General features: G+C 64.7%; 18 protein-coding genes. 10 read left to right on the forward strand and 8 right to left on the reverse strand.

Annotated elements, in window-relative coordinates:
- The first annotated feature begins 116 nt into the window (after positions 1-116).
- From IWX85_RS15390 to IWX85_RS15400, 3 genes are all read left to right on the forward strand, one after another.
- Positions 117-524 carry a hypothetical protein gene (locus tag IWX85_RS15390; RefSeq protein WP_196870320.1) on the forward strand — a complete coding sequence of 136 codons (408 nt, stop codon included), beginning with the start codon at positions 117-119 and terminating at the stop codon, positions 522-524.
- A 169-nt stretch (positions 525-693) separates the two neighbouring features.
- On the forward strand, positions 694-942 hold the full coding sequence (locus tag IWX85_RS15395) for an antitoxin (protein ID WP_036806605.1): 249 nt from the start codon (positions 694-696) through the stop codon (positions 940-942).
- Positions 939-1274, forward strand: a complete 336-nt coding sequence (locus IWX85_RS15400) for a type II toxin-antitoxin system PemK/MazF family toxin (RefSeq protein ID WP_370584307.1) — start codon at positions 939-941, stop codon at positions 1272-1274. The genes IWX85_RS15395 and IWX85_RS15400 overlap by 4 nt, the downstream gene beginning before the upstream one ends.
- A gap of 176 nt (positions 1275-1450) precedes the next feature.
- On the opposite strand, the gene IWX85_RS15405 is transcribed toward IWX85_RS15400, so the two are convergent.
- From IWX85_RS15405 to IWX85_RS15415, 3 genes are all read right to left on the reverse strand, one after another.
- Positions 1451-1756 carry a BrnA antitoxin family protein gene (locus tag IWX85_RS15405; RefSeq protein ID WP_196870321.1) on the reverse strand — a complete coding sequence of 102 codons (306 nt, stop codon included), beginning with the start codon at positions 1754-1756 and terminating at the stop codon, positions 1451-1453.
- A gap of 134 nt (positions 1757-1890) precedes the next feature.
- Positions 1891-2190 carry an addiction module antidote protein gene (locus IWX85_RS15410; RefSeq protein ID WP_036806610.1) on the reverse strand — a complete coding sequence of 100 codons (300 nt, stop codon included), beginning with the start codon at positions 2188-2190 and terminating at the stop codon, positions 1891-1893.
- The gene (locus IWX85_RS15415) at positions 2174-2494 is read right to left on the reverse strand and encodes a type II toxin-antitoxin system RelE/ParE family toxin (RefSeq protein WP_196870359.1); all 321 of its coding nucleotides are present in this window, start codon (positions 2492-2494) and stop codon (positions 2174-2176) included. Before IWX85_RS15415 ends, IWX85_RS15410 begins: the two co-directional genes overlap by 17 nt.
- A gap of 281 nt (positions 2495-2775) precedes the next feature.
- On the opposite strand from IWX85_RS15415, the gene IWX85_RS15420 reads away from it, so the two are divergent.
- From IWX85_RS15420 to IWX85_RS15440, 5 genes are all read left to right on the forward strand, one after another.
- Entirely contained in the window at positions 2776-3099 is a 324-nt protein-coding gene (locus IWX85_RS15420) for a DUF167 family protein (RefSeq protein WP_196870322.1), read from the forward strand.
- Between the two features lie 116 nt (positions 3100-3215).
- On the forward strand, positions 3216-5366 hold the full coding sequence (locus tag IWX85_RS15425) for a protein-disulfide reductase DsbD (RefSeq protein ID WP_196870323.1): 2151 nt from the start codon (positions 3216-3218) through the stop codon (positions 5364-5366).
- Between the two features lie 66 nt (positions 5367-5432).
- A complete protein-coding gene (locus tag IWX85_RS15430) occupies positions 5433-5897 on the forward strand; it encodes a CoA-binding protein (RefSeq protein ID WP_196870324.1) in 465 nt (154 codons plus the stop codon).
- Between the two features lie 74 nt (positions 5898-5971).
- On the forward strand, positions 5972-6664 hold the full coding sequence (locus IWX85_RS15435) for a hypothetical protein (RefSeq protein ID WP_051984125.1): 693 nt from the start codon (positions 5972-5974) through the stop codon (positions 6662-6664).
- 85 nt (positions 6665-6749) lie between these two features.
- Positions 6750-8063 carry a class I SAM-dependent methyltransferase gene (locus tag IWX85_RS15440; RefSeq protein WP_036806629.1) on the forward strand — a complete coding sequence of 438 codons (1314 nt, stop codon included), beginning with the start codon at positions 6750-6752 and terminating at the stop codon, positions 8061-8063.
- A 57-nt stretch (positions 8064-8120) separates the two neighbouring features.
- Here the strand turns inward: IWX85_RS15440 and IWX85_RS15445 are convergent, their stop codons facing one another.
- Positions 8121-8486, reverse strand: a complete 366-nt coding sequence (locus tag IWX85_RS15445) for a hypothetical protein (RefSeq protein ID WP_036806632.1) — start codon at positions 8484-8486, stop codon at positions 8121-8123.
- A 115-nt stretch (positions 8487-8601) separates the two neighbouring features.
- Between IWX85_RS15445 and hemE the strand changes: the two genes are divergently transcribed.
- Together hemE and priA are read left to right on the forward strand one after the other, a co-directional pair.
- Positions 8602-9711, forward strand: coding sequence for a uroporphyrinogen decarboxylase (gene hemE, locus IWX85_RS15450; RefSeq protein WP_196870325.1), 1110 nt, complete (start codon positions 8602-8604; stop codon positions 9709-9711).
- A gap of 375 nt (positions 9712-10086) precedes the next feature.
- Positions 10087-12357 carry a primosomal protein N' gene (gene priA / locus IWX85_RS15455; RefSeq protein ID WP_196870326.1) on the forward strand — a complete coding sequence of 757 codons (2271 nt, stop codon included), beginning with the start codon at positions 10087-10089 and terminating at the stop codon, positions 12355-12357.
- Between the two features lie 42 nt (positions 12358-12399).
- On the opposite strand, the gene IWX85_RS15460 is transcribed toward priA, so the two are convergent.
- The 4 genes from IWX85_RS15460 to IWX85_RS15480 form a co-directional block, all read right to left on the reverse strand.
- Positions 12400-12588, reverse strand: coding sequence for a hypothetical protein (locus IWX85_RS15460; protein ID WP_036806639.1), 189 nt, complete (start codon positions 12586-12588; stop codon positions 12400-12402).
- A 19-nt stretch (positions 12589-12607) separates the two neighbouring features.
- Entirely contained in the window at positions 12608-13525 is a 918-nt protein-coding gene (locus tag IWX85_RS20500; protein WP_081932469.1) for a demethoxyubiquinone hydroxylase family protein, read from the reverse strand.
- Positions 13522-13917, reverse strand: coding sequence for a DUF4149 domain-containing protein (locus tag IWX85_RS15475; RefSeq protein ID WP_196870327.1), 396 nt, complete (start codon positions 13915-13917; stop codon positions 13522-13524). Before IWX85_RS15475 ends, IWX85_RS20500 begins: the two co-directional genes overlap by 4 nt.
- Positions 13918-14119: 202 nt before the next feature.
- Positions 14120-14629, reverse strand: a complete 510-nt coding sequence (locus tag IWX85_RS15480; RefSeq protein WP_036806645.1) for an Rrf2 family transcriptional regulator — start codon at positions 14627-14629, stop codon at positions 14120-14122.
- Between the last annotated feature and the right edge of the window lie 54 nt (positions 14630-14683).

The raw sequence follows: 14683 nt of genomic DNA on the forward strand, positions 1-14683 counted from the left end.
GGTTGTCTGACAGTGTCGCAGTCTGTTAGACCACGAGAACAGCGTGATGTGGGATTTATAACGGTGTTGCAGTGCGCGTTCTGCTCGTTTACGCGTTAACTTTCCCAGGAGCGCATATGAACTCATCCCCTACTCAGCCGACAGACGCAAAGCCTGTTGATGCAGACCTTGTCGAGCAGGCAGCTCCCGGGCATGGCGTTCCGTCCCAAGACCCGAATCTTGCGGCGCAGATTGCCCTCAGCCCTGAAGAAGCCGAACGGGAGTCAAAGTCTACCCTGGTAGGCGGCGGCCTGGTGGCCGGTTCGGCAGCGGGTGCAGCCGTTGGGGCAGTGGTTGCAGGGCCGGTCGGTGTATTGGTCGGTGGCATGGTGGGCGCTGTTGCCGGTGCGATGGGCGGCGCTGGGGTTGGCTCCATGGGCGGTGCTGGCGCTGGTGAAATGGAAGAGTCAGAAGAAAGCACAACCAACGCCGAAGACGCGATAAAAGACGCTGAAAACACCCATCACAACATCCGCCCACGCTGATGCACCTGCGGATTTAGAAGCCTGTCGAACATCAGCATGCCCTGCAATTCTTCATTGCGTCGGGTTTGCCATAGACGCTAACCGGATGGGCTGACACAGCCAACGCCTGCTTTTAACCCCTGAGAATCTATAAAAGTGCTAACATTGTGCTTATTTTTAGGAGAAATTCATGCAGGTTTCTATCCGTAAAATGGGCAACTCCCAGGGTATCTTGATTCCCAAGCCTATCTTGAAGCAACTCGGCCTGGTCGATGCGGCCGACTTGCAAGTGAACAATGGCGTGATTGAGATTCGCCCGCCCCAGTGCAGCCCGCGTGAAGGCTGGGCACAAGACAGCCAGCGCCTGGCGGCAACGGACGACGATGCGCTGGTGTGGCCCGCGCTGGGCAACGAAGGGGATGCGGAGCTGGTGTGGTGAGCCGTCCGGCGGTGGCGACAGGAGAGGTCTGGCTGGCCAATCTCGATCCCACGTTGGGCAGTGAAATTCAAAAAACGCGGCCTTGCGTGGTGATCTCGCCGCCTGAGATGCACGACTACCTGCGCACCGTGATCGTCGCGCCCATGACCACCGGCTCGCAGCCTGCCGCCTTTCGGATTGATTTGACGTTTCGTGGCAAATCGGGGCTGGTGCTGCTCGACCAGGTGCGCACGCTGGACAAGGTGCGGCTGGTCAAGCGCCTGGGCGTGGTACATCCGGAAACGCTGCAAAAACTGCTGATGACGCTGCAGGCGGTGTTTTCGCCGGGTTGAGACGGCGCAGGGTAGTTTTTTAAGTCGAATTGGCTTTTAGCGCATGCTGTGTATGCGCAAGCAGCTATTTTATTAATAGCGAGTTGGTCCGATTTTCAAACAAATAGTGCAGCCGAAACTCAAGCTTGATGCACCCGCATCCTCCGGGTCAACGCCTCAATCGGTGGCGACCCCCGTCACGCGGGCGAGTGGTCCTTCAGCCAGTCCTTGAGCGCCGCGTCAATGCGCGTCTGCCAGCCCTGGCCCGTGGCGCGAAAGGCTGCCGACACCTCGGGCGACAGCCGGATGGTCGTGGGCACCTTGACCGCGTCCTGGGTGCTGCCCACGGGATGGCCACGGCGCACCGCCTTGGCGTGCGGCGCGGGGGACGCCGGCCTGTCGTCAATCAAAGGCGTGGCGTTGCGAAAGAACGTCTCGTCCGGTTCGGGGGCATCGTCGGGGTCAACCCAGGCTTTCGGCGTGTTTGGCAATTTCGCGTTCATTCGCTTACCTCATGGAAATAATGCGGCGATCCGCGCCGTGCAGTGTCCAGACCCGCACCACAAAGCGCGCGTCCAGCAGGCCAAACGTGATCCATCGCGTCTTGTCATAGATTAAGGTTTTTTTCTTTCTTCTCTCAGCCCGCCCGCGCCACCAGCCGCACCCCCAGCGCGCGGCACACCCGGCTGATGGTGTCAAAGCGCGGGCTGGCATTGGGGCGCAGCGCCTTGTACAGCGCCTCCCGGCTCAGGCCCGACGCCTTGGCAATCTCCGTCATGCCGCGCGCACGGGCGGCAACGCCCAAGGCGTGCGACAGCGCCGAGACATCGCCTTCTTCAATGACCAGCGTCAGGTAGGTGGCAATGTCCTGTTCGGTCTTGAGCATTTCCGCCAGATCGAACTCGGGCAGATCAGCGGCGTTAATTTTTCGGGTCATCTTCAGGCTCCTTCAACAGGGTTTTGGACAGGTCAATGGCTGAGTCAATGTCTGATGGCTGGCTGGATTTGTCGCCTCCGCCCAGCATCACGATCAACACGCCGTTCTGCAAGACGTAGTACATGCGCCAGCCAGGGCCAAAGAACTCGCGCATCTCAAACACGCCGTCGCCTACAGGCTTGACATCGCCCAGCAATCCGCGCTGCGCCTTGTCCAGCCGCATACCCAGCCGAATGCGGGTCATGGCATCTTTGATGCCGCCCAGCCAGCCGGTGAACTCGGGCATTTGTTTGACGGTGTACAGGGGCAGATAGTAATCGAACGGCTACAAATTTGTCAATTCCAGTCCGGTTTGGCCTGCCGCAGCATGCCTGGCGCTTTCTGTTCCCGCGCCTGTGGCCGGAAGCTGAGGCTGACGCCGCCGACAGATGGTGAATGCCAGGCAATTGGACTGCAGCGGATCGCCGCATGCAGGCGGCCTCTAGCAGATACCCGTTTGGCCAGCCCCTATCATCGGCAAACCATGCCAGACCGTCCCTTGAATTTCCCGCACCACGCAGCCATGCAGCGCCTGCAACCCGCCGCATGAGCCGGGGCCCAATCCGCAACGCCACCGGCGACGCCTTCTTTGCCTGGGACGGCGACGTGCTGGTGGTCAACATCCTGGGCAAGCCCAGCGCCGGCAAGGACGCGATCGGCAAGCCCAAGGGCACGCAGCTCAAGGTCAGCGTGACCGCCACGCCCAGGGGCGGCAAGGCGACCGACCACATGCTGCACTTTCTGGCGCCGCTGTTCGGCGTGGCGGTGGCCGACATCGAGGTGGTGTTCGGCCGGGAAAACGTCAACAAGCAGTTGCGCATCCGGGCGCCGACAAAGCTGCCGGCGGTGTTTGCCCAGCCGCTGGCATAGCCGGGCACGCCACGAGGCAACGGGGCGGCTGACGCACAATCAGACCTGCCGGGCCTGTCGGGCCTGTCGGGCGTGCACCCGGAACTAATGACGACGCCGCCTCTCAGACCCTCACCATGAATTTTAACCGTTTCCTCTCCGCTATTTTTTTAATAGCTGCTTGCGCAATACCAGCAGGCGCAAATGCCCAATATGGCTTGATAAAACCGGCACCGGGCGGCCCGGTGGTCAGCACCGAACAGGTGCGCGCCGAACTGCTGGCCTGGGCCCCCGAGGGCGTTGAAGCCGGCAAGCCGGTCTGGCTGGGCCTGAAGCTGGCGCACCAGCCCGAGTGGCACACCTACTGGAAAAATTCCGGCGACTCGGGCCTGCCGACGATGCTCGAATGGCAACTGCCGGCGGGCATCACGGCGGGCGAGATCGCCTGGCCGACGCCGAAAAAAATCCCCATCGGCACGCTGGTGAACTACGGCTACGAGCACACCGTGCTGCTGCCCGTGCCGCTGACCGTCGTGCCCGGCTTCAATGCGCCGCAGCTCGACGTGAAGCTCAAAGCCAGCTGGCTGGTCTGCCGCAAGGAATGCATTCCGCAAGAGGGCGAATTCACGCTGACCCTGCCGACCAGGGGCTCGACAGCGGCCAGCGGCACGCTGTTCCAGGCGGCGTTTGTCGCCACGCCCCAACCGCTGCCCACAGGCATCAGCCAGATCGAAGTCAGCGGCAAGGCGCTGAAGGTCTCGCTGGCCGGCCTGCCCGCTTCGATGCAAGGGCAAACGCTGGCGCTGCTTCCGGAAACCGGCGGCGTGATCGAGCCGGCCGGTGATTGGGAACAGGCCTGGCAGGGCGCGCTCTGGACGGCGCAACTCCCGCTCTCTAACCAGCGCACCGAAAGCCCGCTGAACCTGCCGCTGGTCGTGGCCTACAAGGACGCGGCGTACCGCATCGAGGCCCCGGTGACCGGCGAATGGCCTGCGGTGGCGGCCCCGGTGGGGTTGTCGCCGGCCCTGCAGGCGGCGCTCAGGGCCAATGCGGCAGCCCCGGCTGCGGCGCCTGGCGCATCGGCCAAGGTTTTGCCCGGCCTGCTGGCGGCCTTGCTGGGCGCGCTGCTCGGCGGGTTGATCCTGAACCTGATGCCCTGCGTGTTTCCGGTGCTGGCCATCAAGGTGGTCGGCTTTGTAAACGAAAAAAACCAGTCCCGGCGCTTGGGCTCGGGACTGGCCTACACCGCCGGCGTGGTCCTGTCATTCCTGGCGCTGGGCGCGCTGCTGCTGGGCCTGCGGGCGGCAGGCGAGCAGTTGGGCTGGGGCTTTCAACTGCAAAGCCCGGCGGTGGTCGCGGGTCTGGCGGCGCTGTTCACCTTGCTGGGACTGAACCTGGCGGGCCTGTTTGACTTTGGCAGCATGTTGCCCAGCCGCGTCGTCAACCTGCAGGCGAAAAACCCCAGCGTGAATGCCTTCCTGTCGGGCGTGCTGGCCACGGCCATTGCCTCGCCCTGCACCGCGCCGTTCATGGGCGCGTCGCTGGGGTATGCCGTCGGCCTGCCGGCGGCGCAGGCGCTGGCGGTATTTGGCGCGATTGGCGTCGGCATGGCACTGCCCTATCTGGCGGCCAGTGCGGTGCCCGCCGTGGCGCGGCTGCTGCCCCGCCCTGGCGCGTGGATGGTGACGTTCAAGCAGCTGATGGCGTTTCCGATGTTTGCCACGGTGGCCTGGCTGGTCTGGGTGCTGGGCCAGCAAAGCGGCATCGACGGCGCGGGTGCGCTGCTGGCGCTGCTGGTGCTGCTGGCGCTGGCGGTCTGGTCGTTCAGCCTGCGCGGCGGGGCACGCCGCGGCATCGCTGCGTTTTCAGTCGCGCTGGGCGCGGTCGGCCTCTGGGCCATCGGCCCGAACATCGTCAAGCCGGTCAGCACGCCTGTGGCCGCCGCTTCGGCGCGCTGGCAGGACTGGCAGCCGGGCCGCGTCGAGCAGCTGACGGCGCAGGGCCAGAGCGTGTTTGTCGATTTCACGGCCGCCTGGTGCGTGACCTGCCAGTACAACAAGCAAACCACGCTGGGCAATGCCGAGGTGCTGGCCGACATGGACGCCAAAAATGTCGCCTTGCTGCGCGCCGACTGGACGCGTCGGGACCCCGCCGTGACGAAGGCGCTGGCCGAACTGGGCCGCAGTGGCGTGCCGGTTTACGTGTTTTACAAGCCCGGCCGCGCGCCGGTGGTATTGTCCGAAATCTTGTCCGTGAGCGATGTGAGGGCCGAGCTGGCCAGGCTGTGATGAATTCCTGCCTGACCCGCCCTTCCCTCGAAAGCCCTGCTCTCCACAGCCACCAGGAGCCCTACCATGAAGTCCCATGCCACCCCCGAACGGATTGCCCGCTTCCTCAACGACTGCCGCACCATTGCCGTCGTCGGCCTGTCGCCCAAGCCGCACCGGGCCAGCTTTGACGTGTCGCGCTACATGCAGGCCGCCGGCTACCGCATCATTCCGGTCAACCCGAACGCCACCGAAGTGCTGGGCGAAAAGGCCTATGCCACGCTGCAGGAGGCGGCGCAGCACGAAAAAATTGACCTGGTGAACTGCTTTCGCAACAGCGAAGACATTCCGCCGATCGTTGATGAGGCCATCGCCATCGGTGCCCGCGCGGTGTGGATGCAGCTCGGCGTGGCGCATGCCCAGGCCGCCGCCACGGCCGAAGCCGCCGGCCTGCTGGTGGTGCAGGACCATTGCCTCAAGATCGACCACCGGGTGCTGCTGTCCAGCGGCCTGCTTGACCCCCGGGCGCGGCCTGAAAGGCCGTTGCCCTGAACCCGGATGACCGGGCGCGCAGGGGCGCGCCGCGCCGCGCTGCGCGTTTCCTGGCCTGGCTGCCGGCCACGCTGATGGTGTCGCTGGCGGGCTGCGCCGGTCCGGCGCCCACCGAGCGCGGCGAGACGCTGGTGGCGCCCATGCGGCCGACGGAACTGGCCCAATCAGACGTGAACCGCATGGCGACGCTGGCCATGCGCGACAACCTGGACAGCCTGCTGCGCATTGCCGACAAGCTGTACCGGCGCAACCCGGCCGAATGGCGAAAAACCGGCGTGGCCAGCCGCGACGCCGCCCTGGCGCAGCTTCGCCTGTCGCTGGAAAGCCCGGTGCCGTGGCCCGAACTGCAGGGCAAGCGCGACATTGCCGCGCTGTCGCTGGCGCTGCACCCTGACTTCGCCGGCGACCGGGTCGCCGCCTTCGTGGCGGCCAGCGCCGACATGCTGGTAACGGCGCATGGCGGCAGAACCCGCGTGTACCTGGTGGACAGCCTGGACAACCAGCATGTCTACAACGCGGCGCGCAACGTCGAGATTGCGGTCTGGCTGCTGTCGAGCCGGCGCAATGCCGCAGGCCAGCCGCTGCTGCTGGCCGACGACATCTCCGGCCTGGAGCGCAACCTGAGCTTCGAGCGCGAATTCGGCAAGATCATTGGCCGGCTCGACCTGCTGGCCGAGGTGGCGACCGAGAAATACCGCCGCGCCGTGATCAGCTATGTGCAGAACTTTGTCGGCGGGACATTTTTGCAGTTTTTGCCGGTGCGCTGAGCCTGCCCGGCTGCGGTACGCCACGCGGCTGGCTGACAATAAGGGCTTTGTCGCCCGTTTTTTTCCTGATTGATTCGAGACACCCATGCCCCAAAACCACCTGCCCAAGGTCAAGAGCCAGTACGAAGCCATGCCCTATCCGCCCTGCAATCCGCAGGACGAGCACCAGCGCCTGGCGATGACGTGGCTGGAAGACCTGCCGATGATCAACCACTACTGCTTTGCCGGAAAACAGTCCTTCAGCCAGGGCTTCAGGGCGCTGGTGGCCGGCGGTGGCACCGGCGACGCAACGATCTTCCTGGCCGAGCAGCTGCGCGGCACGGATGCCGAGATCGTGCACCTCGACATGAGCCACGCCAGCATCGTGCTGGCGCAGGAGCGGGCAAAAATTCGCGGCCTGACCAACATCACCTGGTGCCATTACTCGCTGCTGAGCCTGCCGGCGCTGGGCCTGGGCAAGTTCGACTACATCAACTGCAGCGGTGTGCTGCACCACCTGGCCGATCCCGACCTGGGCTTGCGGGTGCTGCTGAGTGCGCTCAAACCGGGCGGCGCCATCGGCTTGATGGTCTACGGCAGCACCGGCCGCACGGGCGTCTACCAGATGCAGGCGCTGATGCGCATGGTCAACCGCAATGGCACTGGCCAGGAAGCCGACGACCCGCGCAAGATTGCCAACACCCGCGACCTGCTCGGCAGCCTGCCAGCCAGCAACTGGTTCAAGGCCAGCGAATCGCTGTTCAACGACCACAAGGCCGGCGACGCCGGCATCTACGACCTGTTGCTGCATTCACAGGACCGCGCCTACAGCGTGGGCGAACTGTTTGACTGGCTAAACGTGCAGCACGGCAGGCACCTGAGCTTCAGCGATGTGCAGCGCGGCCGCTCGCCTTACCTGCCGCACATGGTGCTGGGCAGCAAGCCGCCCGCCATGGCCGCCGAACTGCGCCGCCTGCCCCGGCGCCAGCAGTACGAGATGGCCGAGCTGATGATCGGCAACCTCATCACCCATTCGCTTTACCTGACGCAGGATGCGGCCTGCACCGCACCCTACGGCGATGCAGCCTACGTTCCGTTTTTCTACCATGAGCCGCTGACCGGCGAGGTCGCGGCGCAGGTCTTTGGCAGCAACAAGGGCCAGCCCTTCAGGCTCACGCACCAGCATTCAGGCGTCTCGGTCACCGTCAACCCCGGCAAGTACGGTGCAAAAATCCTGCGGCTCATCGACGGGCGGAAAAGCTTCGGCGAGATGTTTGACCAGTTTCGCGCCGGCTGGCAGGGCCAGGCGGCCGCACCCGACAATGCGGGTCTGTTTGCCGACTTTGCCGAGTCCTATGACACGCTCAACGCGCTGGAGCGGCTGCTGCTCAGGCATCCTGACGCTACCGCAAGCGTTTAAGCATCCTGGCGCAATGACAGCGGGCGCCTACAGCTATCGATAAGATAGCAAAACGAATCAGGCGGCCAGCAGCGGTTTGGCGAGCTTGCCATGCTCCAGCAGGAAGATCAGCTCCTTCACAACGCCGTACATCACCGCCCGGTCCCGCGTCGGGTGGTCGGCCAAATGAACCGTGGTGCTGCCGATGCGCGCCAGGCCGCCCGGCCCCGGCCCGTGCTCGTAGCTGACGCCAATGCCGTGCTCGGTCATCAGCGGGCCGCAGGCGCGCCAGTCGCGCGTCCACTGCGGCAGGGCCTGGTTGCCCGCCCAGAGCGTGCCGGCGCTTTCGTAGCATTCCTCGATATGCTGGTGGCCGAGCAGCTGCGCCAGATGGCGTTCCCTGGCAATGCAGCTGCGAAAATAGTCCTGGTCACTGATGTGCATGACGGTTCCTTTCCCGGTCGAATTCGCGTTCCCATGAGAACGATGGCCCCATGGTAAATCCGATGTGACCGGGCGGCCAGCACAATCCATTCCCCACACCTGAGACAATCCCTTGATGTTTGCACCCCTTCAAAACGACACCTTTCTGCGTGCCTGCCTGCGTCAGGCGACTCCCCACACCCCCGTCTGGCTGATGCGCCAGGCCGGCCGCTACCTGCCCGAATACAAGGCCACGCGCGCCCAGGCCGGCAGCTTCATGGGGCTGGCGACCAACACCGACTACGCCACCGAAGTCACGCTGCAGCCGCTGGAGCGCTTTGCGCTGGACGCCGCCATTTTGTTCAGCGACATCCTGACCGTGCCCGACGCGATGGGCCTGGGGCTGTCGTTCCAGCTCGGCGAAGGCCCGAAGTTCGCCACGCCGGTGCGCGACGAAGCCGCCGTCAACAAGCTTGAAGTGCCCGACATGAACAAGCTGCGCTATGTATTCGACGCGGTCACGTCGATCCGCAAGGCGCTCAATGGCCGCGTGCCGCTGATCGGCTTTTCGGGCAGCCCCTGGACGCTGGCCTGCTACATGGTCGAGGGTGCCGGATCAAGTGACTACCGGCTGGTCAAGACCATGCTGTACCAGCGCCCCGACCTGTTGCACAAGATGCTGGCGATCAACGCCGACGCGGTGGCGCTGTACCTGAACGCGCAGATCGAAGCCGGCGCGCAGGCGGTGATGATTTTCGACAGCTGGGGCGGCGTGCTGGCCGATGCGGCCTTTCACACCTTCAGCCTGGCCTACACCGCGCGCGTGCTGAGCCAGCTCAAGCGCGAGCACAACGGCGTCATCATTCCGCGCCTGGTGTTCACCAAGGGCGGCGGCCAGTGGCTGGAGGCCATGAAGCAGCTCGACTGCGAAGTGCTGGGCCTGGACTGGACCGTGAACCTGGCCAGAGCGCGGGCGCTGGTCGGCGAAAACGGCCCGAACGCCAAGGCGCTGCAGGGCAACCTCGACCCGAACGTGCTGTTTGCCAACCCGGCGCAGATCGAGGCCGAAGTGGCTGCCGTGCTGGGCAGCTTCGGCGCGCCGCACACCGACCTGACCCAGACCGGACCGACCCAGATTTTCAACCTGGGCCACGGCATCAGCCAGTTCACGCCGCCGGAAAACGTCGACGTGCTGGTTCACGCGGTGCATGCGCAATCGCGCAGGCTGCGCGCCAGCAAGGCCTGAAAACCTTCCGGCCACTTGCGGATGGGCTGAAAACTGGCATCCTCAACGCCCTTTACCACAAAAAAATAGCCTCGTTCGACAGACTTATGCACAAATCCTGTGGTACAGCTTTTTAAGGTCCAGCTTCGGTCAGGCTTTGTACTATCAAACCCATAGCAGACGTAAGTTGTTGATTTATATGGAAACTTTAAATTGCCTTTTTGCCGGGCAGTTTAAGGAAAGCCTTGATTTACAAGGCTCTGCGGCCGCTTGCAACAAGCTATCAACAAAGTTATCCACAGAAAATCTGGACAACTCCAAAACAGTGAAAAATCAAGGACTTAGCGACTGCCGTGGTCGGGCTGTTGCCGCCGGGCGCCCTTCAGGATACCGGCTATGAGCCACTGGCTGCTGATAGTCGTGGCCACGCCGGCGCACAGCGCCATCGCCGGGCCGCTGACCTACCGCAGCGCCGTTCCGCTTGCCGCAGGCACGCTGGTGCGCGTTCCCTTTGGCCGGCGCGAGGTGCTGGGCGTGGTATGGGACGCGCTGCCAGACTGCGGCGACATGGCAGAGAAAAGCATCCGCGACATTGCCGGCGCGCTCGATGGGCTTGACCCGCTGCCGGCCACCTGGCGCCAGCTGGTGACTTTCACCGCCGGCTATTACCAGCGCTCACTCGGCGAGGTGGCACTGGCGGCCCTGCCGCCGCAATTGCGCGACCTCACGGGCCTGCAACTGGCACGCCGGCTCAAGCGGCCGGCAAGCACCACCGAGGGCACGCCCGACATTACCAAATTAATAGCACTCAGCATCCAGCAGGCATGCGCAATAGCCCAATTTGATGCAGAAACCAGTGAAAAGCAGCGGCCCGCCTTGCTGTTTGGCGCCACCGGCAGCGGCAAGACCGAGGTCTACCTGCGCGCCGCCGCCAAGGTGCTGGCAGAACACCCCGAGGCGCAGGTGCTGGTGATGGTGCCCGAGATCAACCTCACGCCGCAGCTGCAGGCCCGGTTTGAAGCGCGCTTTGCCCACCTGGGCCGCGCGCGCGTCGTGCCGATGCACAGCGGCCTCACGCCGGCCCAGCGGCTCAAGGGCTGGCTGGCCGCGCATTCGGGCCAGGCGCGGCTGGTGCTGGGCACGCGCATGGCGGTGTTTGCCTCGATGCCGAACCTGCGCCTGATCGTCGTCGACGAAGAACACGACCCCAGCTACAAGCAGCAAGAAGGCGCGCGCTACTCGGCGCGCGACCTGGCGGTGTACCGCGCCCGGCTGGAAACTACGGCGGCATGCGAAACGACCCGCGTGGAGGCCAAGATTTGCCGGGTGTTGCTAGGCTCGGCTACGCCTTCGCTGGAAAGCTGGCAGGGGACGATCACCGGCCGTTACCAGCGCCTGGACATGGAAGAACGAATTGGCGCCCCCACGCTCCCCACTGCGGGTGGTTCGCTGCCCCCCGAAGGGGCCGCTGCGCCTGCAGCCCGGCAAAGCCGGTTCTGCGGCCCTGGCTTGAACAGTCCTGATACGGGCATGGCTGTAGTCCCCGCCACGCAAATACTGGCTGCGGCGGGTCAGTTGCCCACGGTCCGGCGCGTGGACATGAACCATCAGCCCCGGCACTGCGTCATCGCGCCGCCGCTGCTGGCGGCCATTGGGCAGCGCGTGGCGCGTGGCGAGCAGTCGATGATTTTCTTGAACCGGCGCGGCTATGCGCCGGTGCTGGCCTGCCTGGACTGCGACTGGAAAAGCGACTGTCCGCACTGCAGTGCCTACCGCGTGTTCCACAAGATCGACCGCACGCTGCGCTGCCACCACTGCGGCTTCACCGAGCGCGTGCCGCGCGCCTGCCCGAGCTGCGGCAACGTGGACATCGCGCCGGTCGGACGCGGCACCGAACGGCTGGAAGAACACCTGGCCGAATTGCTGGCGGATGTGCGGCGGCCCGACGGTGAGCCGGTGCGCATTGCCCGCATCGACGCCGACAGCACGCGGCTCAAGGGCTCGCTTGAATCGCAACTGGCCCGCGTGCATGCCGGCGAGGTCGATGTGCTGGTCGGCACGCAGATGATTGCCAAGGGCCACGACTTCCGGCACATCACGCTGGTGGCGGCCGTCAATCCCGACGGCGCGCTGTTTTCCAGCGACTTTCGCGCGCCCGAGCGCTTGTTCAGCCTGTTGATGCAGGCGGCGGGCCGCGCCGGCCGCGATGCCCGCCACAGTGCCGCCAGCGAGATGTGGGTGCAGACCTTTCACCCCGACCACCCGCTGTTTGAAGCCCTGAAGCGCCACGACTATCCAGCCTTTGCCAACCGGGAACTGGCCGAACGGCAGGCCGCCGGTCTGGCGCCTTTCGGCTTTTCAGCGCTCATCCGGGCCGATGCCAAGACCCAGGACGTTGCCCAGGGCTTCCTGAACGCTGCCGCCCATGCCGCCCAGCTGCAGCAGTTGCCCGGCCATGAACACGTCACGCCCTACCCGGCCGTGCCCATGACCATCCAGCGCGTCGCCGATGTCGAGCGCGCCCAGATGCTGGTCGAAAGCCCGTCGCGCAAGGCGCTGCAGGGTTTTCTGGCCGCCTGGCAACCGGTGCTGTTCGAAACGCGCCGGCAAGCCGACTTCAAAAGCCTGGTGCGCTGGGCGATTGATGTCGATCCGCTGGCGATTTGAGGCAAGCCCACTGCGCTTGGCAGCCCGGATGCCTGCGCGGCGCTAGTCGCTGGTCTGCCGATACAGCCCGGTTTTGACGGCACTGTCCAGGAACTGCTTTTCATAGTGGCGGTTGCGACGCCCGGCCTTGGCCTCTGCGCGCTTGCCGTTGCGCTTGTCAACCACGATTTCCGACAGCCGGCTCAAGTCTTCGGCCACCTTGAAGTCGTTGGGCGAGTTTCTTCGGGTCATGCCAATGCACGCGTCCAGGTCAGACCCTGCGCGCCAGCGTCACGGCCAGCGCAGAGCCCCGGCCGACCGCCGTGCACCAGCCGGCCAGAAATGCGCCCGGGGGATGCGCGAGATGCGCCTGGGCTTCGATGCGGTGGGCCGCTTCATCGCGCTGACAGTCGACCAGGACCTGCCGCAGGGCGGCCTGCCCGGCCTGCGCCGTGAGAGCCTCGATTTGATGCGCGTAGTGCTGCACGACAAATGTCTCCACGGCGGCAACGGTGGCAAATACCGCCCGGCGCCCAAAGACCGCTGGCAGGGCGCCCGTGGCAAAACCGGCCACGCGCCAGGCCACCAGCAACCAGCTGCGGCGCAGCGGCGGCAACAGGGCTGACATTGTCTGCAGGTGCTGCAACTCGGTGTCCAGGTGCTGCCTGGCAAACTTGCGCACGGTTTCATCGCGCGTCACGCAAAGCATGCCCCGGTAGATCCAGACGGCGCCGGTTTCGCCAGCATGGTCGGAGCGCAGGTCGGCCACCAGGCCAGCCGGCAGATGCGAGGTGTCGCATGCCCGTGCCAGCCGCTGGATACCGGGCCGAACCCGGAGGAATCCACGGTACAGCCGCTCAAGCACCGGCGTGGCGCCGGGCAGCATGGCCAGACGCGCCAGCCAGCGCCACCCCGGCATCACCCGCCAAAGCGCCACAAACGCGGCCGCCCCGCTCAACAGCGACCCGTCCTCCCGGCGCACATGAAAGCGCGCCAGGTAACGGGCACGGTCCTCAAGCGTGAGCGGGACCGATGCCTTGCTGACGTCCAGCCAGGCCACCGGCTGCGCTGGTTTGAGCGCCTGGTAGACGCCGACCTCGCGCCGGCACAGGGGGCAAGCGCCGTCGAACAGCACCGTGAGCGCCTCGCAAGACATCTGGGCGCCATTGGTCGTAGTGGACAAGGTCATGCCGTGCCCAGGCTTTTGACCAGAATCCAGACCAGCACGGCCAGTTGCAGCATATTGAGCGCTACGCTCAGAGTGTGCAGCTGTTTGAAAAGCTGGACTTGTTGGTTGTCGCGCGCCCGGTTCACCAGCGGCGTCAGCCAGAAACGGCTCAGGAAAAAGACCAGCGCCACCGCCACCAGGCTGGCCTGCACCAGCGCCACGCCCGCCAGCGCCGCAGCGCCTGCCGTGCTCAAGCCGAGAAACAAATAGTATTTAGGGAAAAACGAGCGCACATAGGCGCTTGCCCATTCCTGGGGCAGCACGACAAAAATGGTGGGTGCCACGGCCACGGTGAAAAACAGCATGATACCTACATTGGCGGCGACGATCAGGTCGCTGAGGTGCGTCAGCATGGGCCGGGTCCTTTGAAAAAAGAGCAATCAATGCGGGGTTGAACCGGACCAACCGGCTGGGTGCCAGCGGGTGACCGGGGTGGCCAGGATTTCGCGGCACCTGGTCCTCATCGTCATCAAGACTCACATGCCATTGCCATGCCTGCCCGCAAGGTATCCTGCGGTCCAGGTCAAGCCTGTTTTCTGGCATCGGGACGCCCCCTCAGGCAGCGCTCTTGCGCAGCACCGAATCACAGGCATGCAGCTGGAACACAGAGTTCGGCCCGCGCGGGAAGACCGGCGACGGCAGCGGCCGGAGACCAAAGCGCGGCTTGGCTGCGGGAAGCGCAAGGTCGCTACAGGCTGCGGCGCTCACCAGGTCATGTAGGTTTTCCGAATTGAACGCTCTCTTGCAGGCCTCGTGGAAGTCAACGGCAAAATCGTCGCACGCAGACCCGCTGCGCGTCTTGGGCGGAGAAGCCTCGAAAAACTTCACCACATCCAGGACGGTGAATTTTTTCAGGTCACCCTCCACCTGGTAACCGCCTCCGGGCCCCTTGAAGGAGCAGACGAGGTGGTGCTCGCGCAGCACCCGCAAAATGCTTTCCAGTCCGGCAAGCGACACGCTCAGGGCCTGTGCCACTTCCCGGGCAGGAATCGGCTGGCGAGCGCCTTTGGCAGCGATATAGACCAGTGATTCAACGGCAACCCGCGTTCTTTTGGGAATCAACATGATTGACCTTCCGGTTTTGAGTAGATATTAATGCGTAGCTTAACGCTAAAACTA

Origin of the sequence: Polaromonas sp. CG_9.11 (assembly GCF_015752225.1) — a bacterium.
Lineage (GTDB): Bacteria > Pseudomonadota > Gammaproteobacteria > Burkholderiales > Burkholderiaceae_C > Polaromonas.